This is a genomic window from Sphingomonas sp. jy18 (assembly GCF_056931895.1).
This window is the reverse complement of the sequence record NZ_JBXPBT010000001.1, coordinates 810,062-824,885: the sequence shown is the minus strand read 5'-3', so window position 1 is coordinate 824,885 and position 14,824 is coordinate 810,062. Positions and strand designations below refer to the sequence as shown.

General features: G+C 68.5%; 16 protein-coding genes. 4 read left to right on the top strand and 12 right to left on the bottom strand.

Going from position 1 to position 14,824, the window contains the following annotated elements; translation table 11 throughout:
* The first annotated feature begins 4 nt into the window (after positions 1 to 4).
* The gene (locus AC0QC4_RS04080; RefSeq protein WP_483658433.1) at positions 5 to 955 is read left to right on the top strand and encodes a dimethylarginine dimethylaminohydrolase family protein; all 951 of its coding nucleotides are present in this window, start codon (positions 5 to 7) and stop codon (positions 953 to 955) included.
* Here AC0QC4_RS04080 and AC0QC4_RS04075 read toward each other — a convergent pair.
* The 11 genes from AC0QC4_RS04075 to gltX all read right to left on the bottom strand — a co-directional run bounded on the left by AC0QC4_RS04075 (position 952) and on the right by gltX (position 9,893).
* Positions 952 to 1,506, bottom strand: coding sequence for a GNAT family N-acetyltransferase (locus AC0QC4_RS04075; protein WP_483658432.1), 555 nt, complete (start codon positions 1,504 to 1,506; stop codon positions 952 to 954). The genes AC0QC4_RS04080 and AC0QC4_RS04075 overlap by 4 nt on opposite strands.
* Positions 1,503 to 1,877: a hypothetical protein gene (locus tag AC0QC4_RS04070; RefSeq protein ID WP_483658431.1), complete on the bottom strand. Its 375-nt coding sequence runs from the start codon at positions 1,875 to 1,877 to the stop codon at positions 1,503 to 1,505. Before AC0QC4_RS04070 ends, AC0QC4_RS04075 begins: the two co-directional genes overlap by 4 nt.
* The gene (gene ribH, locus AC0QC4_RS04065; protein ID WP_483658430.1) at positions 1,877 to 2,296 is read right to left on the bottom strand and encodes a 6,7-dimethyl-8-ribityllumazine synthase; all 420 of its coding nucleotides are present in this window, start codon (positions 2,294 to 2,296) and stop codon (positions 1,877 to 1,879) included. The genes AC0QC4_RS04070 and ribH overlap by 1 nt, the downstream gene beginning before the upstream one ends.
* A complete protein-coding gene (ribB, locus tag AC0QC4_RS04060; protein WP_483658429.1) occupies positions 2,296 to 3,567 on the bottom strand; it encodes a 3,4-dihydroxy-2-butanone-4-phosphate synthase in 1,272 nt (423 codons plus the stop codon). Before ribB ends, ribH begins: the two co-directional genes overlap by 1 nt.
* A 65-nt stretch (positions 3,568 to 3,632) precedes the next feature.
* Complete coding sequence (locus AC0QC4_RS04055) at positions 3,633 to 4,232, bottom strand: hypothetical protein (protein ID WP_483658428.1); 600 nt, start codon at positions 4,230 to 4,232, stop codon at positions 3,633 to 3,635.
* A complete protein-coding gene (locus tag AC0QC4_RS04050; protein ID WP_483658427.1) occupies positions 4,229 to 4,837 on the bottom strand; it encodes a riboflavin synthase in 609 nt (202 codons plus the stop codon). Before AC0QC4_RS04050 ends, AC0QC4_RS04055 begins: the two co-directional genes overlap by 4 nt.
* Positions 4,838 to 4,940: 103 nt before the next feature.
* A complete protein-coding gene (ribD, locus tag AC0QC4_RS04045; RefSeq protein ID WP_483658426.1) occupies positions 4,941 to 5,921 on the bottom strand; it encodes a bifunctional diaminohydroxyphosphoribosylaminopyrimidine deaminase/5-amino-6-(5-phosphoribosylamino)uracil reductase RibD in 981 nt (326 codons plus the stop codon).
* Between the two features lie 100 nt (positions 5,922 to 6,021).
* The gene (locus AC0QC4_RS04040; RefSeq protein WP_483658425.1) at positions 6,022 to 6,513 is read right to left on the bottom strand and encodes a hypothetical protein; all 492 of its coding nucleotides are present in this window, start codon (positions 6,511 to 6,513) and stop codon (positions 6,022 to 6,024) included.
* Between the two features lie 5 nt (positions 6,514 to 6,518).
* Positions 6,519 to 7,475: an alpha/beta fold hydrolase gene (locus AC0QC4_RS04035; protein WP_483658424.1), complete on the bottom strand. Its 957-nt coding sequence runs from the start codon at positions 7,473 to 7,475 to the stop codon at positions 6,519 to 6,521.
* Between the two features lie 53 nt (positions 7,476 to 7,528).
* A complete protein-coding gene (locus AC0QC4_RS04030; RefSeq protein ID WP_483658423.1) occupies positions 7,529 to 8,242 on the bottom strand; it encodes an energy transducer TonB in 714 nt (237 codons plus the stop codon).
* Positions 8,243 to 8,525: 283 nt separating this feature from the next.
* Positions 8,526 to 9,893: a glutamate--tRNA ligase gene (gene gltX, locus AC0QC4_RS04025; RefSeq protein WP_483658422.1), complete on the bottom strand. Its 1,368-nt coding sequence runs from the start codon at positions 9,891 to 9,893 to the stop codon at positions 8,526 to 8,528.
* A 94-nt stretch (positions 9,894 to 9,987) separates the two neighbouring features.
* On the opposite strand from gltX, the gene AC0QC4_RS04020 reads away from it, so the two are divergent.
* A complete protein-coding gene (locus AC0QC4_RS04020; RefSeq protein ID WP_483658421.1) occupies positions 9,988 to 11,133 on the top strand; it encodes a GGDEF domain-containing protein in 1,146 nt (381 codons plus the stop codon).
* 3 nt (positions 11,134 to 11,136) lie between these two features.
* Here AC0QC4_RS04020 and AC0QC4_RS04015 read toward each other — a convergent pair whose 3' ends face one another.
* Positions 11,137 to 12,810: an NAD+ synthase gene (locus AC0QC4_RS04015; protein WP_483658420.1), complete on the bottom strand. Its 1,674-nt coding sequence runs from the start codon at positions 12,808 to 12,810 to the stop codon at positions 11,137 to 11,139.
* A gap of 137 nt (positions 12,811 to 12,947) precedes the next feature.
* On the opposite strand from AC0QC4_RS04015, the gene AC0QC4_RS04010 reads away from it, so the two are divergent.
* Entirely contained in the window at positions 12,948 to 14,096 is a 1,149-nt protein-coding gene (locus tag AC0QC4_RS04010; protein ID WP_483658419.1) for a serine hydrolase domain-containing protein, read from the top strand.
* Positions 14,083 to 14,814 (top strand): sterol desaturase family protein, encoded by a 732-nt coding sequence (locus AC0QC4_RS04005; RefSeq protein ID WP_483658418.1) that lies wholly within the window; start codon positions 14,083 to 14,085, stop codon positions 14,812 to 14,814. Before AC0QC4_RS04010 ends, AC0QC4_RS04005 begins: the two co-directional genes overlap by 14 nt.
* The last annotated feature ends 10 nt before the right edge of the window (positions 14,815 to 14,824 follow it).

Below are 14,824 nucleotides of genomic sequence, written 5' to 3'. Positions count from 1 at the left end.
GCTCATGTTCGATCTATTGCTGGCTGACGGGGCAGATATCCTGCCCCTGCCGCCCTTCGACCTTTCCCGCCTCCGCGCGCCCGATCCCGCCAAGGCGGTGCCCTATGGCGCATCGTCGGAGACAGGCGTGCTGCGCGACGTGCTTCTCGCCCAGCCGCAATATCTCGAAGCCGTGCCCTGCTGCGCGGTGACCCGGGCGCGCCTGCGCGACGGCTTTTCCGCCTGCCGCACCACCGCGCTGGCGCAGCACCGCGCGCTATCGCAGACGCTGCGGCAGCAAGGCGTGCAGGTCGTGCAGGTGCCCGCGCTCGAGGGCCTTGCCGATCTGTGCTTCGTCCGCGACGCGGTCAGTATCTCGCCATGGGGACTGATCCGGCTGGCGCCCGCCAAGCCGCACCGGCGGCGCGAGGCAGAGCATGTCGCCGCCTTTGCGCAGCTATGGGGCGTGCCGGTGCTCGCGCCCGATTTCGACGGCGGGACGATAGAAGGCGGCGACGTCTGCCTGATCCGCCCGGGCGTGCTCGCCATCGGCGTGTCGGGTGAACGCACCGACGATCGCGGCGCGCGCGTGCTCGCCGATCTCTACGAGGCACAGGGGTGGGAGGTCATCCTCTGCCCGTTCGACCCGCATTTCCTGCACCTCGACACGCAATTCTGCATGCTCGACGCGGAGACCGCGCTTGCCTGTGTCGACGTGCTCGACGACGGCTTTCTGGATGCGACGCGGCGGCTGGGCATCCGCCTGCTGCCGGTCAGCTACAAGGAAGTGCAGGCGCTCGGCTGCAACATCGTCTGCCTGGGCGACGGTCGCATTCTCTCTGCCACCGCCAACCGCCGGGTCAATGCGATGCTGGAGGCGCAGGGCTTTCATGTCATCGCGCTGCCGCTCGACCAGTTCACCTGCTGCGGCGGCGGCCCGCACTGCCTGACCATGCCGCTGCGCCGGGTGGGCTAGCGCGCCCGTTCGCGCCGCGTCTTCCATTCCTCGGCGCTCTGCCCCCAGGCATCGACTCGCGCCTCATGCAGCGGTGCCGGCAATATCGTCGGCCCGCGCAGGGTCGCGCCGAGCCGCCGCGCCAGCGCGATCGAGCGGGCGTTGTCGGGGTGGATGGTCTGGATGATGTCGCTCCAGCCGAGCACGTCGACCGCATAGTCCATCGCGGCCACGCTGGCCTCATGGGCATAACCGGTCCCGGCGAATTCGGGCAGCACGCCATAGCCGACCTCGGTGCCCGGCCAGCCTTCCGGGCACCATGGCCCCAGCCGCCCTACCCAGCGGCCGGTGGCGCGCTCGATCACCGAGAACATGCCATAGCCATTGACCACCCAGCTTCCCGCCATGTTGGCGAGGATGCGCCACGCTTCGCTGCGCGTCTTGACCCCGCCGAGGAAACGGGTCGTCTCGGGATCGCTCTCGAACGCGGCAAAACCGTCGAGATCGCGTCCGTCGGGAACGCGCAGCATCAGCCGTTCGGTGTAGAGGATGGGTCCGAAGGGGGCGGTCATGGCTCAACCTTCGGTGCTGGTAAAACGATGCTCGCCACCATGCCCGCCACCGCAACGGCAAAGGCAAGGCCGATGAGGCCGGTCAGGAGGCCCAGATCGAAATTGCCCGGATCGGCATCCTGCGGCGCAAACAGTTTTCCAAAGAAGCTGCCGTAGAGCATGCCCACGCAGATTCCCCACGCGCCGGTGAAAAAAGCGCGTCGCGCCACCGTCGGCATGCCAACCATGATCGCGCTGGCGATCAGCAACCCGCCGGCCAGCATATCGTCCATCCAGAAGGCGACCGGTCGCCCGACGCCCCAAGACCGATAGGCTTCGCCGACCATCAGCGCGAGCGCGCCGAGGATGGCGACGACGCGCAGCGCCTTCATCAGGCAAAGCGCTCCTTGAGCGCCAGCATGGCAATCGCCGCTTCCGCCGCGCCGCCGCCCTTGTCGAGCTGGGCCGGGTCGGCGCGGCGGATGGCCTGCGCCTCATTCTCGGTGGTGAGGATGCCGTTGCCGATGGCCATGCCGTCCATGGTCAGCGCCATGATCCCGCGCGCGCTCTCCCCGGCGACGATCTCGAAATGATAGGTCTCGCCGCGGATGACGACGCCAATGGCGACGAACGCGTCATAAGCCTGCGACGCATCGGCCAGCGCGATCGCGCCGGGGACTTCGAGCGCGCCCGGGACGGTGATCGTCTCGTGGCTGTGCCCGGCCTTCTCGATGGCGGCGCGGGCTCCGGCCAGCAGCATGTCGTTGAGATGCTCGTAGAAGCGCGCTTCGACGATGAGGATATGCGCCATTATTCTGATTCTCCCGGAATGCTCCGCTCGCCGACGATGCTGAGGCCATAGCCTTCCAGCCCGACGATATTGCTGTGGCTCGACGTCAGCAGCTCCATCTTGTGCACGCCGAGATCGGCAAGGATCTGCGCGCCGATGCCGTACGCGCGCAGGTCCATGCCGCTCGCCGGGGCCGGCTCGGTCGCTGCCGCGCCGGGCAGGGCCGGCATCAGCACCACGATGAGGCCCGCGCCTGCTGCGCCTACCGCCTCCATAGCACGCTGCAGCCGCCGCTTCTTGGGGCCGGGTGCGCCCAGCATGTCGTGATAGGCGGACATGGCGTGCATCCGCACCAGCGTCACCCCGTCAGGATCGACCGCGCCCTTCTGCAGCACGAGATTGACGCTGCCGTCGATGGTGTTGCGATAGGATTTGAGCCGCCAGTCGCCGCCGTAGTCGGAGGTGAAGGGCTCGTCGGACACGCACTCGACCAGGCTGTCGTTGCGGTGGCGATAGGCGATCAGGTCGGCGATGGTGCCGATCTTCATGCCATGCCGCCGCGCGAAGGGGATGAGATCGTCGAGCCGCGCCATCGTGCCGTCGTCGTTCATGATCTCGCAGATCACGCCTGACGGGTTGAGCCCGGCGAGGCGCGAGATGTCGACCGAAGCCTCGGTATGGCCGGCGCGCACGAGGACGCCGCCGTCGCGCGCGATCAGCGGGAAGACATGGCCGGGCGTCACGATATCCTCACGCCCGCGGCTGGCATCGATGGCGACCGCGATGGTCCGCGCCCGGTCCGCCGCGGAGATGCCGGTGGTCACGCCCTCGCGCGCCTCGATCGAGACGGTGAAGGCGGTTTCGTGCCGGGTGCCGTTGGCGCGGGACATCAGCTCCAGCCCGAGTGCCTCGACCCGCGGCTTGGACAGCGTCAGGCAGATGAGGCCGCGGCCGTGCGTCGCCATGAAATTGATCGCGGCGGGCGTCGCCATCTGTGCGGGGATGACGAGATCGCCCTCATTCTCGCGGTCCTCGTCATCGACGAGGATGAACATGCGCCCGTTGCGCGCCTCGTCGATGATCTCCTCCGGCGTCGCCATGGGGGACGCGTCGGAGCCATAGGCCATCCATTCCTCCAGCTTGCGCAGCGTCTCTGCCGTCGGGTTCCAGTCGGCGGCGTCGAGATCGCGCAGCGTGTTGGCATGGAGGCCGGCCGCGCGGGCCAGACCGGATTTGGTGATGCTGCCTTCCTCGACGAGGACGCGCACGCGGTCTATCACGGATGTGCTCATGTCAATGGCGTATCACATTGTGATGTGATGTCCAAGAGGCGAATCACATCGTCAGGCGGCGTCGCCTAGCGGCAGTCGCGCCCGGCCCGGCTCTGCACGAACTGGCTGACCGCGGACATCACCGCTTCGCCGCTGCGGTGGTTGCTGAGATACTGCCAGGCGCGCTCGCGGCGATTGTCGATATGCGGCGGGGCGGTGACGAGATTGTAGGTCAGCGCGCCGCTTGCCGAAAGCCGGGTGAAGCGCCATCCGGCCAGCGGTTGCGCGGGGTCGGCCGGCGGAATCGGCCCGGCGCGCGGCAACAGGAAGGACCAGACATCGCGGATCTGCTCGGCAGGAATCGCGCTCGCCAGATAGGCAGCCAGCGCCCGCCGATCCTCGGCATGGCAGGCCGGCTCGGGCGCCGGCTGGCCGGGCGGGCAAGCCGCAGTCGCAGGCGCATCGGGCAGCAGCAGCATGGCGAGGTCCGCCGCGCGATCGAGGGTGGCTGCCTCCTCCCGCGCATTGACCGCCTGGCCTATCGCCCGCGCATATTCGATGGCTTCCCGCTCCGCGCCGTAGCGGCTGAAATCGGGCGCGGCCGGGCAGGCGGCGATCGGCTCGGCCGACGCCGGCACAGCGGCAAAAGCGGCGAACGCCAGCACGGCGGCGAGCAGGGCTCTCATGCCGCCATCACCGCCTGCATGCGCTGCAGATAGCGCGCCAGCGTGTCGATCTCGATATTCACTGCCTGCCCTTCGGACAGACCGGCGAAGGTGGTCACGTCCCAGGTGTGCGGGATGATGTTGAGGGTGAAGTGGGTGGTGCCATCGGGCTGGTCGGCCACCGCATTGACCGTCAGCGAAACGCCATCGACTGCGACCGAACCCTTGGCAGCGATGAACGGGGCGAGCGCGGCGGGGATGGAGACGGTGACGCGGTGCGATCCGCCGTCCTCGACGATGGAAACGATCCGCCCGACGCCATCGACATGGCCGGTGACGATATGGCCGCCGAGTTCGTCGCCGACCTTCAGGGCGCGCTCGAGGTTGAGGCGGCGGCCTTCCGCCCACATGCCGTCGGCGGTCTTGGACAGCGTCTCGGCGCTGGCATCGACCGCGAACCAGTCTGCCCCCTTTTCCACCACGGTCAGGCAGCAGCCCGAACAGGCGATCGACGCGCCGATGGCGACGCCGGCCATGTCATAGCCGCAGCCGATCGTCAGGCGCAGGTCGCCGCGCTGCTCGGCGGAGCGGATGATGCCGATGTCGGTAACGATGCCGGTGAACATGGGGTAACGCCTTGCTGCTCCCTTCCGCTCACCTGTGAGCCTGTCGAAGGGCTGATCGTGCTTCGGCGACGATCGCTAGAGGAAGGGCTGTCTTTCGACAAGCTCAGGACGTGCGGGAATAGGTCTCGATCCTGTCAGGCCCAAGCTGCCGCGCATCGCTGAGCCGCCAGCGGCCATGCGCGTCGGCGAGGGTCGCAAGGCCGATGTCGGAGAGGCTCGCCTTGCCCCCGCCGATCAGGATCGGCGCGCGATAGAGGACCAGCGTGTCGACCAGATCCTCGGCGAGGAATGCCGCTGCCGCCTGCGCGCCGCCTTCCACCAGCAGATCGTTGATGCCGGGCAACGCCGCCGCGGCACGAGCGGTGGGGACATGCAGCGCATCCTCCCCCTTGGGGGAGGTGGCCGAAAGGATCAGCCGCTGCGGCCTGCGCGCTTCCAGCCCGGCCAGGCGCACGTCGAGCGCGGGTCGGTCCGCGTCCCACGTCCCTCGCCCGACCAATATGGCGTCGCTGCGCGCGCGCAGCAGATGGGCGTGCGCCCGCGCGCGCTCACCGGTGATCCAGCGGCTGCTGCCGTCGGCCAGCGCGATGCAGCCGTCGAGGCTGGTGGCGAGCTTGAGCGTGACATGGGCGCGGCCGAGCGTGGCGTGCGTCCACCATCCGGCCATCGCGGCCTGCGCCTCGCCGGGCAGGATGTTTTCGGTGACGGCGATGCCGGCGACGCGCAGCCGCGCCAGCCCGGCACCGTCGGTGCGCGGATCGGGGTCCCGGGTGGCGGACACCACCCGGGCGACCCTGGCCGCAATCAGGCTGTCGGCACACGCCGGTCCCCGGCCGCCTTCGTGCGCGCAGGGTTCCAGCGTGACATAGGCGCATGCGCCGCGCGCGGCCTCGCCCGCCTCGGCCAGCGCCATCGCCTCGGCATGCGGCCGCCCGCCCGGCTGGGTCCAGCCGTGCCCGACCACCCGTCCATCATGGACGATGACGCAGCCGACATTGGGATTGGGGGTGGACAATCCCCGCCCGCGCGCCGCCAGCGCGATGGCGGCGGCCATCCAGCGATGGTCGTCGGACGCGGCAGCCATGGTCAGATCCCGCCGCGCCGCGCCTGTCGAAGCGCATTCGGCGCCTTGGGCAGGCGCCCTTCGGCAGGGTCAGGGCAGCGGTCGATCGGTGCGGCCATGCCTATTTGGCGGCCGGTGCAGCCGGGGCCGCTGGAGCCGCGCGCTCAGGCACGGCGCGGCGTGGCAGTGGCGGCAGCGGCCGGCCAGCGGCCTCGGCGGCGTCGAGATCGGCGAGCGCCTGCTCCATCAGCGCGCGGGCCCGGTCGAACTCGGCATCGGCGGCGGCCTTGTCATAGGTCGACTGGCCGATGGCATTGCCCAGCTCGCCATAGGCATGGCGCCGCCGCCGGTTCTGCTCATTCTCCTCGATGCCGCGCTTCAGCCAGTCGCGCCGGACGTCGAAGTCCGAGCGGTCGATCGGCCAGCTTTCGACGAAGATGATGCTCGGCGGCTCGGGCTTGGGCTCCAGCGCCTTGACGATGAAGTAGAAAATCACCCCGACGATGGTCAAAGCCAGGCCCAGCGACGCCCATTTGTGCGGCTTTTCCTGGCGGATGTAGATCCAGAAATCCTTGAGACCGCCAGCGATATCGGGGGGTGTGTAGAGCGACATGGCGGCTAGATAAGCCCGATTTCCGGCTTTGGCGAGGGGGCGAGCTCGCCCCCGTCGAGCCAGTCGGCAAGGATGGCATTGACCCGTTCGGGCGCCTCCTGCTGCACCCAGTGCGACACGCCGGGCAGCCGGTGCAGCATGAAATCGGCGACATAGGCTTCGGTGCCATCGGTCGTCGCGATGTCGAGCGCGCTGTCCTCTTCGCCCCAGATCATCAGCGTCGGCACATCGACCTGCCCGTCACCGGCATAGCCGGACGGCAGGTCGCGCAGCAGCGCGCGGTAATAGTTGAGCATCGCGGTGATCGCGCCGGGGCGCAGCGCCGCATCGGCATAAACGCGCGTCACCGCCGGCGGAAAGCGCGTCTTGTCCACCGCCATGCCGGTAAAGGCCCGCGCGATGGCGGCGGCACGGTGGCGGGTCAGCCCGGCCTCGGGCAGCCAGGGCAACTGGAAGAAGAAGATGTACCAGCTTTTCTTCAGCTGCTTCCAGGTGCGGATCTCGCGCGCGGCGCAGTGCGGATGCGGTACGTTCATGATCACCAGCCGCGCCAGCGGGCGAACGCGGCGGATGGCGAACATCCAGGCGACGATCGCTCCCCAGTCGTGCGCCACCAGCATCACCTCGCTGGCGCCGCTGGCGTCGATCAGCGCGGCGACATCCTCGAGCAGCCGGGGAATGGCATAGTCACGGCGATGCGCCGGTTTGTCGCTCGCGCCATAACCGCGCAGATTGGGCGCCCACACCCGCCAGCCGCGCGCACTGAGCAGCGGCATCTGGTAGCGCCAGCTGAAATTGAGCTCGGGAAAGCCGTGGAGGCACAGCGCCAGCCGGTCGGTGGTGCAGTCGGCGGCGTCGAGTTCGGCCAGCTCGAAATTGAGGCCATTGGCTTCGATAAAGCGGGTGCGGATGCCCGACGCCGGGTCGGGCATCCAGCTGAAGGTCGGCAGGGCGGTGTCCATGCCCCCTGTTATCGCAGACGCCAGCAATTCAGAAGCGGCGCGCCGATGGAAGCTTACCTGATCTCGAAGGTCACCGTCAGGCTCTGGGTCGATTGCACCGGCACCCCATCGCGGGTGGCGGGCTGGAAACGCCAGTGGCGCAACGCCTGCCGCTGTGTCGCGGCAAAGAAGGCCTCGTCGTCGCAGCCATTGCTGGCGACATCGCTGACCCGCCCGGATGGCGCGATGGTCACGGTGACCGGGCAGCGTCCTTCGATGCCATCGCGAATGCGCGACGCGGGATAGTCCGGCTGGAACCGGCTCGCAAAGCGTGGATCGCGGGTGGCGCCACGGAACACCGGCACACGGGGTGGTTCGGGAAGGACAATGCCGCCACCATCGCTGGTTGCCGGGCCGATCACCGGGCCAGGATCGAGCGGCGGCAGCGGGTCGGGAATCACCTGTGGTGCCTGGTCGTTCTCGATGACGGGCTTTCTGGGCACTGTCGTGATCACGCTGCGCGTCGGCTCGGCGGGATCGGTCTTCTCGGGCTCGATTTTCGGTTGCTCGAACGGGTAGTTCGTTACTTCCAGGCCTGTGTCGTCGGGCTTTATGAAGGCGGGCGCGACCAGCGCCAGAACCAGCGATGCACCGACGCCGCCGGCAATCGCAATGGCGGCAGCGGCAGACAGGGTGCGGTGCGCGCCGCCGGGGCGGTACACGCTCGGGCCATTGGCAAGTGCGGGTGCGCGCGATGCGGCCGACAGAATCAGGAAGGGCAGGGCCATCTCGTCTCTCCTCTTGTCACGCGCCGGCGGGCGGGTACGGGGCGATGATGGCGGTTGCGACGGCTCGTGGCGGCCCTCTCGTGCAACCGGGCCATCCCCATGACCGGCGCATGAGAAGGATGTTACAACATTACATAATTGTCAAGCGCTTTGGTTGAGGTGAGTTTTGCAGCGTTCGCGCGGGTTCTATGCGACAGGGAGCCGCAGCATGCGCAGACAATATGCCGTGCCCGGCACCCACACCGGGCTCGGTTGGCCGGTTCGGGCCCAGCGCCGGTTCGGCTCAGCCCGCCGCCGCGCGCAGCCGTTCGATTGCCGCGGCCTGACCTATCAACGGCAACAGCGCTGCCATGTCCGGGCCATGGTCGAGCCCCGTCAGTGCGCGTCGCAACGGCAGGAACAGCGCCTTGCCCTTGCGGCCGCTGCTCTCCTTCAAGCCGCCGGTCAGCGCATGCCAGGGGTCGGCCGACCAGTCGACCGTCGCCGCAAGCGCTGCGGCCTGCTCCAGATAGGCCGAGTCGCCATCTTCCGCCGCCCCGCTGTCGACCGGCGCACTGTCGACTGGCCCGGTGACGATGCGCCACCAGTCCGCCGCTTCGGCCACGGTCGTCAGATTGGGGCGGATGGCCTGCCACGCCGCCTCGCCCATGCCTTCGGGCAATCGGCCTGCCACGGCGGCAAAGTCGAGCTGATGGACGACGCGCGCATTGAGCTGGCGCAGCTCATCCTCGTCGAACCGCGCCGGGGCGCGACCGAACCGGGCAAAGTCGAAGCTGGCAACCAGCGGCTCGGCGGAGGCGAACGGTTCGACCGGATCGCTGGTGCCGAGCCGGGCGAGTTTCGAAAGCAATGTCGCCGGCTCGATCCCGTTCTCACGGAAATGGGTTACGCCGATGCTGCCCAGCCGCTTGGACAGCTTGCCTTCGTCCCCCGTCAGCAGCGCGGCATGGGCAAAGCGGGGGACAGCCGCGCCCATCGCCTCGAACATCTGGATCTGCATCGCGGTGTTGGAAACATGGTCCTCGCCCCTGACCACATGGGTCACGCCCATCGCGATATCGTCGATTGCGGATGGCAGCATGTACAGCCACGAGCGGTCGGCGCGACGGATGACCGGATCGGACAGCAGGCTGGCGTCGAACCGCTGCGGCCCGCGCACCAGATCGTCCCAGGCGATCGGCGCTGCATGGTCGAGCTTGAAGCGCCAGTGCGGCGCGATACCTGCCGCTTCCTTGGCGGCGCGCTCGTCGGCGGACAGGGCCAGCGCGGTGCGCTCATAAACCGGGGGCAGCCCGCGCGACGCCAGGATCTTGCGGCGGATGTCGAGCTCTTCCGGCGTCTCGTAGCAGGGGTAGACGCGGCCATCGGCGACCAGCCGGTCGAAGGCGGCCTCATAGAGATCGAAACGCTCGGACTGGCGGAACTCGGCATCGGGGATCATCCCCAGCCATGCCAGATCCGCGCGGATCGCCTCGACAAAGCGCTCTTCGGAGCGGGCGCCGTCGGTATCGTCGATCCGCAGCAGAAAGCGCCCGCCCGCCTGCCGCGCGAACAGCCAGTTCTGGATGGCGGTGCGCAGATTGCCGACATGCAGCTCGCCCGTGGGGGAGGGCGCGAAGCGGGTGACGACGGGGGTGGCGGGCTGGCTCATGACGCGCGCCTATAGCCCAATCGCGCTCCGGCGCGAGCCCCTTGCCGGAGCGGATGTTTACCGATGGTTCACCATGACCGCCTAGCGTCGCACCATGGCTACGCTCTTGTCCCTGTGGCGCCGCTTCTGGCCGCCCGTACCCGCCGACGTACGGGATGAGCTCGCCATGTTCCGGCTCGAGCGTCTGCGCGCCCAGGTGCCGACCCTCTATGTCACCACCATGCTGGTGGTGTTGACGGCCATGTCGGCGGCCGATCCGCGGGCCCCGGCCTATATCAGATATGGCCTGCCGATATCGATCATCGCAGCCTGCGTGATTCGTCTGATCTGGTGGTTGCGCAAGCGGCACGTGTCGGTTTCGCCGGATGAGGCACGGCGCATTGCCAGCCGGGCGGCGCTGATTGCAGCGCTGATCTGCGGCACGGCGGCGGCTTGGACGGTTACGAGCTGGCTCGAGTCTGCTCCGGGCCAGAGAACCTATTATCCGCTGTTCATGGTCATCGGCGCATTGGCAGCAGCCTTCTGCGTGTTCAGCACCCGCGTCGCCACCGTGCTCGTTCTGGTGACAGGTGTCGGCCCTGTCCTCACCGCGCAGATGCTGGCCGGCAACGACATGGATCGCCTCGCTGCGGGCGTGATCCTGCTGGCAACGCTGTTCCTGCTCAGGATGAACCAGCAGCACCATGACCAGCAGATCGCGCTGCTGCGCCTGCAAAGGCACATGCGGGAACAGGCGGCGACCGACGCGCTGACCGGCATCGGCAATCGCCGTGCCCTCTATGAGCGGCTGGCGGCCGAGCTGGCGCAGGGTCGTCGTGTCGGGCTGGTGCTTCTCGATCTCGATGGCTTCAAGCCGGTCAACGACGCGCATGGCCATGCCGCCGGCGACCGGCTGCTGATCGCGGTGGCCGAACGGTTGCGCGCGGTCGCGCCGGACATCGCCACCCCCTACCGGCTGGGCGGAGACGAGTTTGCGGTGCTGGCCAACCGGGCGGGCGATTACGAGACGCAGCTTCTCGCCACCTCGATTCTCGGCGGCATTGCGACGCCGTTCGACATCGACGGCCGGCATCTCGCCATCGGTGCCTGCACCGGTGCCGCCAACAGCCGCGCCGACGACAGCGTCGACAGCCTGCTCGCCCGTGCCGACGAGCGGCTCTATGTCGCCAAGGCGCTGCGCTATTCCGCCACGTTCGACCGGCGCGCCAATCGCGCCCCGGCGGATCGATACCAGGCCTGACGTTCAGGCCGAACGGAAGGCGTGGGTGATCGGGTAGCGCCGGTCGCGGCCGAAATTGCGGCTGCCGAGTTTAACGCCGGGCGGGGCCTGGCGGCGCTTGTATTCGGCGATGGCGAGCAGCCGTTCGATCCGCACCACCGTTGCGCGGTCATGGCCGCGCGCGGCGACTTCATCGACCGACAGCTCCTGCTCGACGAGGCCGAGCAATATGTCGTCGAGCACCGCATAATCGGGCAGCGAGTCCGAATCCTTCTGGTCGGGGCGCAGTTCGGCGCTGGGCGGCTTGGTGATGATCGCTTCGGGAATCACCGGACCCGCGCGACCCAGGCCAATGCGCGGCACATGCGCATTGCGCCAGCGGGCGATGCGGAACACCGTGGTCTTGTAGGCATCCTTCAGCGGATTGTAGCCGCCGGCCATGTCGCCATAGATGGTGGCATAGCCGACGCTCATCTCGCTCTTGTTGCCGGTGGTCAGCAGCATCGGGCCGAATTTGTTGCTGAGCGCCATCAGCGTCACTCCGCGAATGCGCGACTGGACATTCTCCTCGGTGATATCCACCTGCCGGTCGGCAAAACTGTCCGCCAGCATCGCGTCGAACGCCTCGACCGCAGGGGCGATCGGGATGGTGTCGTGCCGCGCGCCGATAAGTTGCGAACATGCCGCGGCGTCGTCGAGGCTGGCCTGACTGGTGAACCGGCTCGGCATCATCACGCACCACACCCGTTCCGGCCCCAGTGCATCGGCGGCGATGGCGGCGCACAGCGCGCTGTCGATGCCGCCCGACATGCCCAGGACGACTCCGGGAAAGCGGTTGCGCTCCACATAGTCGCGCAGCGCCAGCACCATCGCCGAATAGATGTCGGCGGGGTGGTCCTCCCACTCGACCAGCTCGCCGGCGGTGCAGGACCACCGCCCGTCGCGCCCGCGCACCCAGTGCGTCACCCGCTCCTCTTCCGCCCAGTCGATCAGCCGGTGGCGGACACTGCCGTCCCCGTCGAGCACGAAGGAGCAGCCGTCGAACACCAGTTCATCCTGCCCGCCGACGCGGTTGAGGAACACCAGCGGCAGTCCGGTCTCGCGCACGCGCGCGGCGGCGACCTGCATCAGGCGGCGGTCGTCCTTGTCGATTTCATAGGGGCTGCCGTGCGGCGCGATCAGCAGTTGCGCACCAGCATCGGCGAGGTGCGAGCAGATGGTCGGGAACCAGATGTCCTCGCAGATGGGCAGGCCGAGCCTGACCCCGCGAAAGTCGATGGGATCGGGCAGCGGCCCGCTCGCGAACAGCCGCTTTTCATCGAAGGTGCCGTAATTGGGCAACTCATGCTTGCGGGTGATCGCGGCAATCTTGCCGCCATCGAGCAGCGCCAGCGCGTTGAACAGATGCCCGCGCTCCTGCCGCACCGTGCCCACCAGCATCGCCGGTCCGCCGTCGGCCGTGGCGGCGGCCAGCCGGTCCAGCTCAACCGCGGCGCGCTCGATCAAGGCCGGTTTCAGCACGAGATCCTCGGGAGGATAGCCGATCAGCTGCAGTTCCGGATAGCAGATCAGGTCGGCATCCCCGTGCCGCCCCCGCACCGCCAGCATGGCATCGGCATTGCGGACAAGATCGCCCACGCTCTGGTTGAGCTGGGCGAGGACGATGACAAGCTTGTCGGGGGCAGGTGTTTGCGTCATGCAAGGCTCTGTAAGGCGCAAAGACGCCGCAGGAAAACCCTCAGTTCGTCCTTCCCGCGAAAGCGGGAAACCAGCTGATGCGGTTTCGGACGGATTCCCGCCTTCGCGGGAATGACGAGGCTGGGGAGGCAATGGCGATGACCGACGACAGCGCGCTGACAGCAGCGATATCGGCAGCAGGCATAGCAGGCGCGGTCGCCCACATCGCCGGGCCGGAAGGGGTGCGCTACAGCCGCGCCTTCGGGGTCACTGAAGCCGGCGGCACCACCCCGATGCGCGAAGACACCATCTTCCAGATTGCGTCGATGACCAAGGCCATCGTCTCGGCAGCCGCGCTGCAGATGGTCGAGCGCGGCCAGCTCGCGCTCGATGCCCCGGTCGCGGCGCTGCTGCCCGAGCTTGCCGCGCCGCAGGTCATCACCGGCTTCGATGCCGATGGCGCCCTGCAGTCGCGCCCCGCCACCCGCCCGATCACACTGCGCCATCTGCTGACCCACACCGCCGGACTAGGCTATGATTTCGTCCACCCCGACATCCTCAAGGCGCGCGGCCCCGGCGGCCCGCCCGCGCCGGGCACGCTGGCGACGCTGTCGATGTCGCTGCTGTTCGATCCGGGCGAGCGCTGGGAATATGGCGTCGGTATCGACTGGGCCGGGCGGCTGATCGAGGCCGCAAGCGGGCGCAGCCTCGGCGATTATCTGGCGGGCGAGCTGACCGGGCCGCTGGGGATGCAGGACACGGCGTTCCGGGACGAGCAGGCGCTGCCTGCGGACGCGGCTCAGGTGCACGCCCGCCTGCCCGACGGCACGATAGCGCCTTACCCGATGGTACTGGGCGGCGGCGAATTCCAGGCCGGCGGCGCAGGGCTTTCCTCGACGGCGGGCGACTATGCCCGCTTCCTGCGCATGGTGCTGAACGGCGGGGAGCTTGACGGCGTGCGGGTGCTCGCGCCTGAAACCGTCGCGCTGATGACCGGCAACCAGATCGGCGCCATCCGCGCAGGAGCCATCGGCACGGCGATGCCCGAGCTGTCGCCGGCCTACGATCCCTTCCCCGATCAGCACAACGGCTGGAGCCTGGGCGGCTTTCTGATCAATCCCGAGCCGGGACCGAATGGCCGCTCGGCAGGCAGCCTGTGCTGGGCGGGCATCTTCAACAGCTATTATTGGGCCGATCCCGCGACCGGCATCGCCGGCATATTGATGGCGCAACTGCTGCCCTATGCCGACGAGCGGGTGCTCGCCGCTTATGGCGCGCTCGAGCGCATGGCTTATGGCCGCGCCTGAGCTGCCGGCCTGGGTCGTGCCAGCAGGGCTGGCCGGGCTGTTCGCGCTGCTCGTGCTGCTTGAGCTCGGTCGACCGGCGCGAGCGGCGCAGCGCGGCCGCTGGCCGGTCAACCTCGCGCTCGGCCTCCTCAACGCGGTACTGGTGCGGGTGCTCGGCATTGCTGCCCCGCTGGCGGCAGCAGGATGGGCTGCGGCCAGCGGCGTCGGCCTGTTCAACTGGCTCGCAATGCCGTCGTGGGCAGAGGCAGCGGCGGTGATCGTGGCGATGGATTTCGCCATCTACTGGCAGCATCGCGCCATGCACGTGCTGCCTTGGGGCTGGGCGCTGCACCGGCTGCACCATGCGGATGCGGATTTCGACGTGACCACCGGCGTGCGCTTCCATCCCGGGGAAGCGCTGGCGTCGATGCTCTACAAGAGCCTCGCCGTCCTGCTGCTGGGGGCATCGCCCCTCGCGGTGCTGCTGTTCGAGGCCTATCTCGCGGCGTTCAGCATGATCGAGCATGCCAATGTCCGCCTGCCTGCGCGCGCCGAGCGGCTGCTGCGCGGCTTCTGGATCACCCCCGACGTGCACCGGGTCCATCACAGCGCGCACGGCGCCGATCATGACCATAATTTCGGCTTCGCCATCGGCCTGTGGGACCGCTGGTTCGGAACCTGGCAGGATCGCGCCAACGGACCAGACATCGGCCTTCCCCAAGCGGGGGACAGGCTCTAAGGGGCGCTCA

Coding starts and splice junctions, on each gene's coding strand:
- AC0QC4_RS04010 (WP_483658419.1), top strand. CDS start 12,948: ATGACCGACGACAGCGCGCTGACAGCAGCGATATCGGCAGCAGGCATA.
- AC0QC4_RS04015 (WP_483658420.1), bottom strand. CDS start 12,810: ATGACGCAAACACCTGCCCCCGACAAGCTTGTCATCGTCCTCGCCCAG.
- ribD (WP_483658426.1), bottom strand. CDS start 5,921: ATGGCTGCCGCGTCCGACGACCATCGCTGGATGGCCGCCGCCATCGCG.
- AC0QC4_RS04055 (WP_483658428.1), bottom strand. CDS start 4,232: ATGAGAGCCCTGCTCGCCGCCGTGCTGGCGTTCGCCGCTTTTGCCGCT.
- ribH (WP_483658430.1), bottom strand. CDS start 2,296: ATGGCGCATATCCTCATCGTCGAAGCGCGCTTCTACGAGCATCTCAAC.
- ribB (WP_483658429.1), bottom strand. CDS start 3,567: ATGAGCACATCCGTGATAGACCGCGTGCGCGTCCTCGTCGAGGAAGGC.
- AC0QC4_RS04070 (WP_483658431.1), bottom strand. CDS start 1,877: ATGAAGGCGCTGCGCGTCGTCGCCATCCTCGGCGCGCTCGCGCTGATG.
- AC0QC4_RS04020 (WP_483658421.1), top strand. CDS start 9,988: ATGGCTACGCTCTTGTCCCTGTGGCGCCGCTTCTGGCCGCCCGTACCC.
- AC0QC4_RS04040 (WP_483658425.1), bottom strand. CDS start 6,513: ATGTCGCTCTACACACCCCCCGATATCGCTGGCGGTCTCAAGGATTTC.
- gltX (WP_483658422.1), bottom strand. CDS start 9,893: ATGAGCCAGCCCGCCACCCCCGTCGTCACCCGCTTCGCGCCCTCCCCC.
- AC0QC4_RS04035 (WP_483658424.1), bottom strand. CDS start 7,475: ATGGACACCGCCCTGCCGACCTTCAGCTGGATGCCCGACCCGGCGTCG.
- AC0QC4_RS04075 (WP_483658432.1), bottom strand. CDS start 1,506: ATGACCGCCCCCTTCGGACCCATCCTCTACACCGAACGGCTGATGCTG.
- AC0QC4_RS04030 (WP_483658423.1), bottom strand. CDS start 8,242: ATGGCCCTGCCCTTCCTGATTCTGTCGGCCGCATCGCGCGCACCCGCA.
- AC0QC4_RS04005 (WP_483658418.1), top strand. CDS start 14,083: ATGGCCGCGCCTGAGCTGCCGGCCTGGGTCGTGCCAGCAGGGCTGGCC.
- AC0QC4_RS04080 (WP_483658433.1), top strand. CDS start 5: ATGTTCGATCTATTGCTGGCTGACGGGGCAGATATCCTGCCCCTGCCG.
- AC0QC4_RS04050 (WP_483658427.1), bottom strand. CDS start 4,837: ATGTTCACCGGCATCGTTACCGACATCGGCATCATCCGCTCCGCCGAG.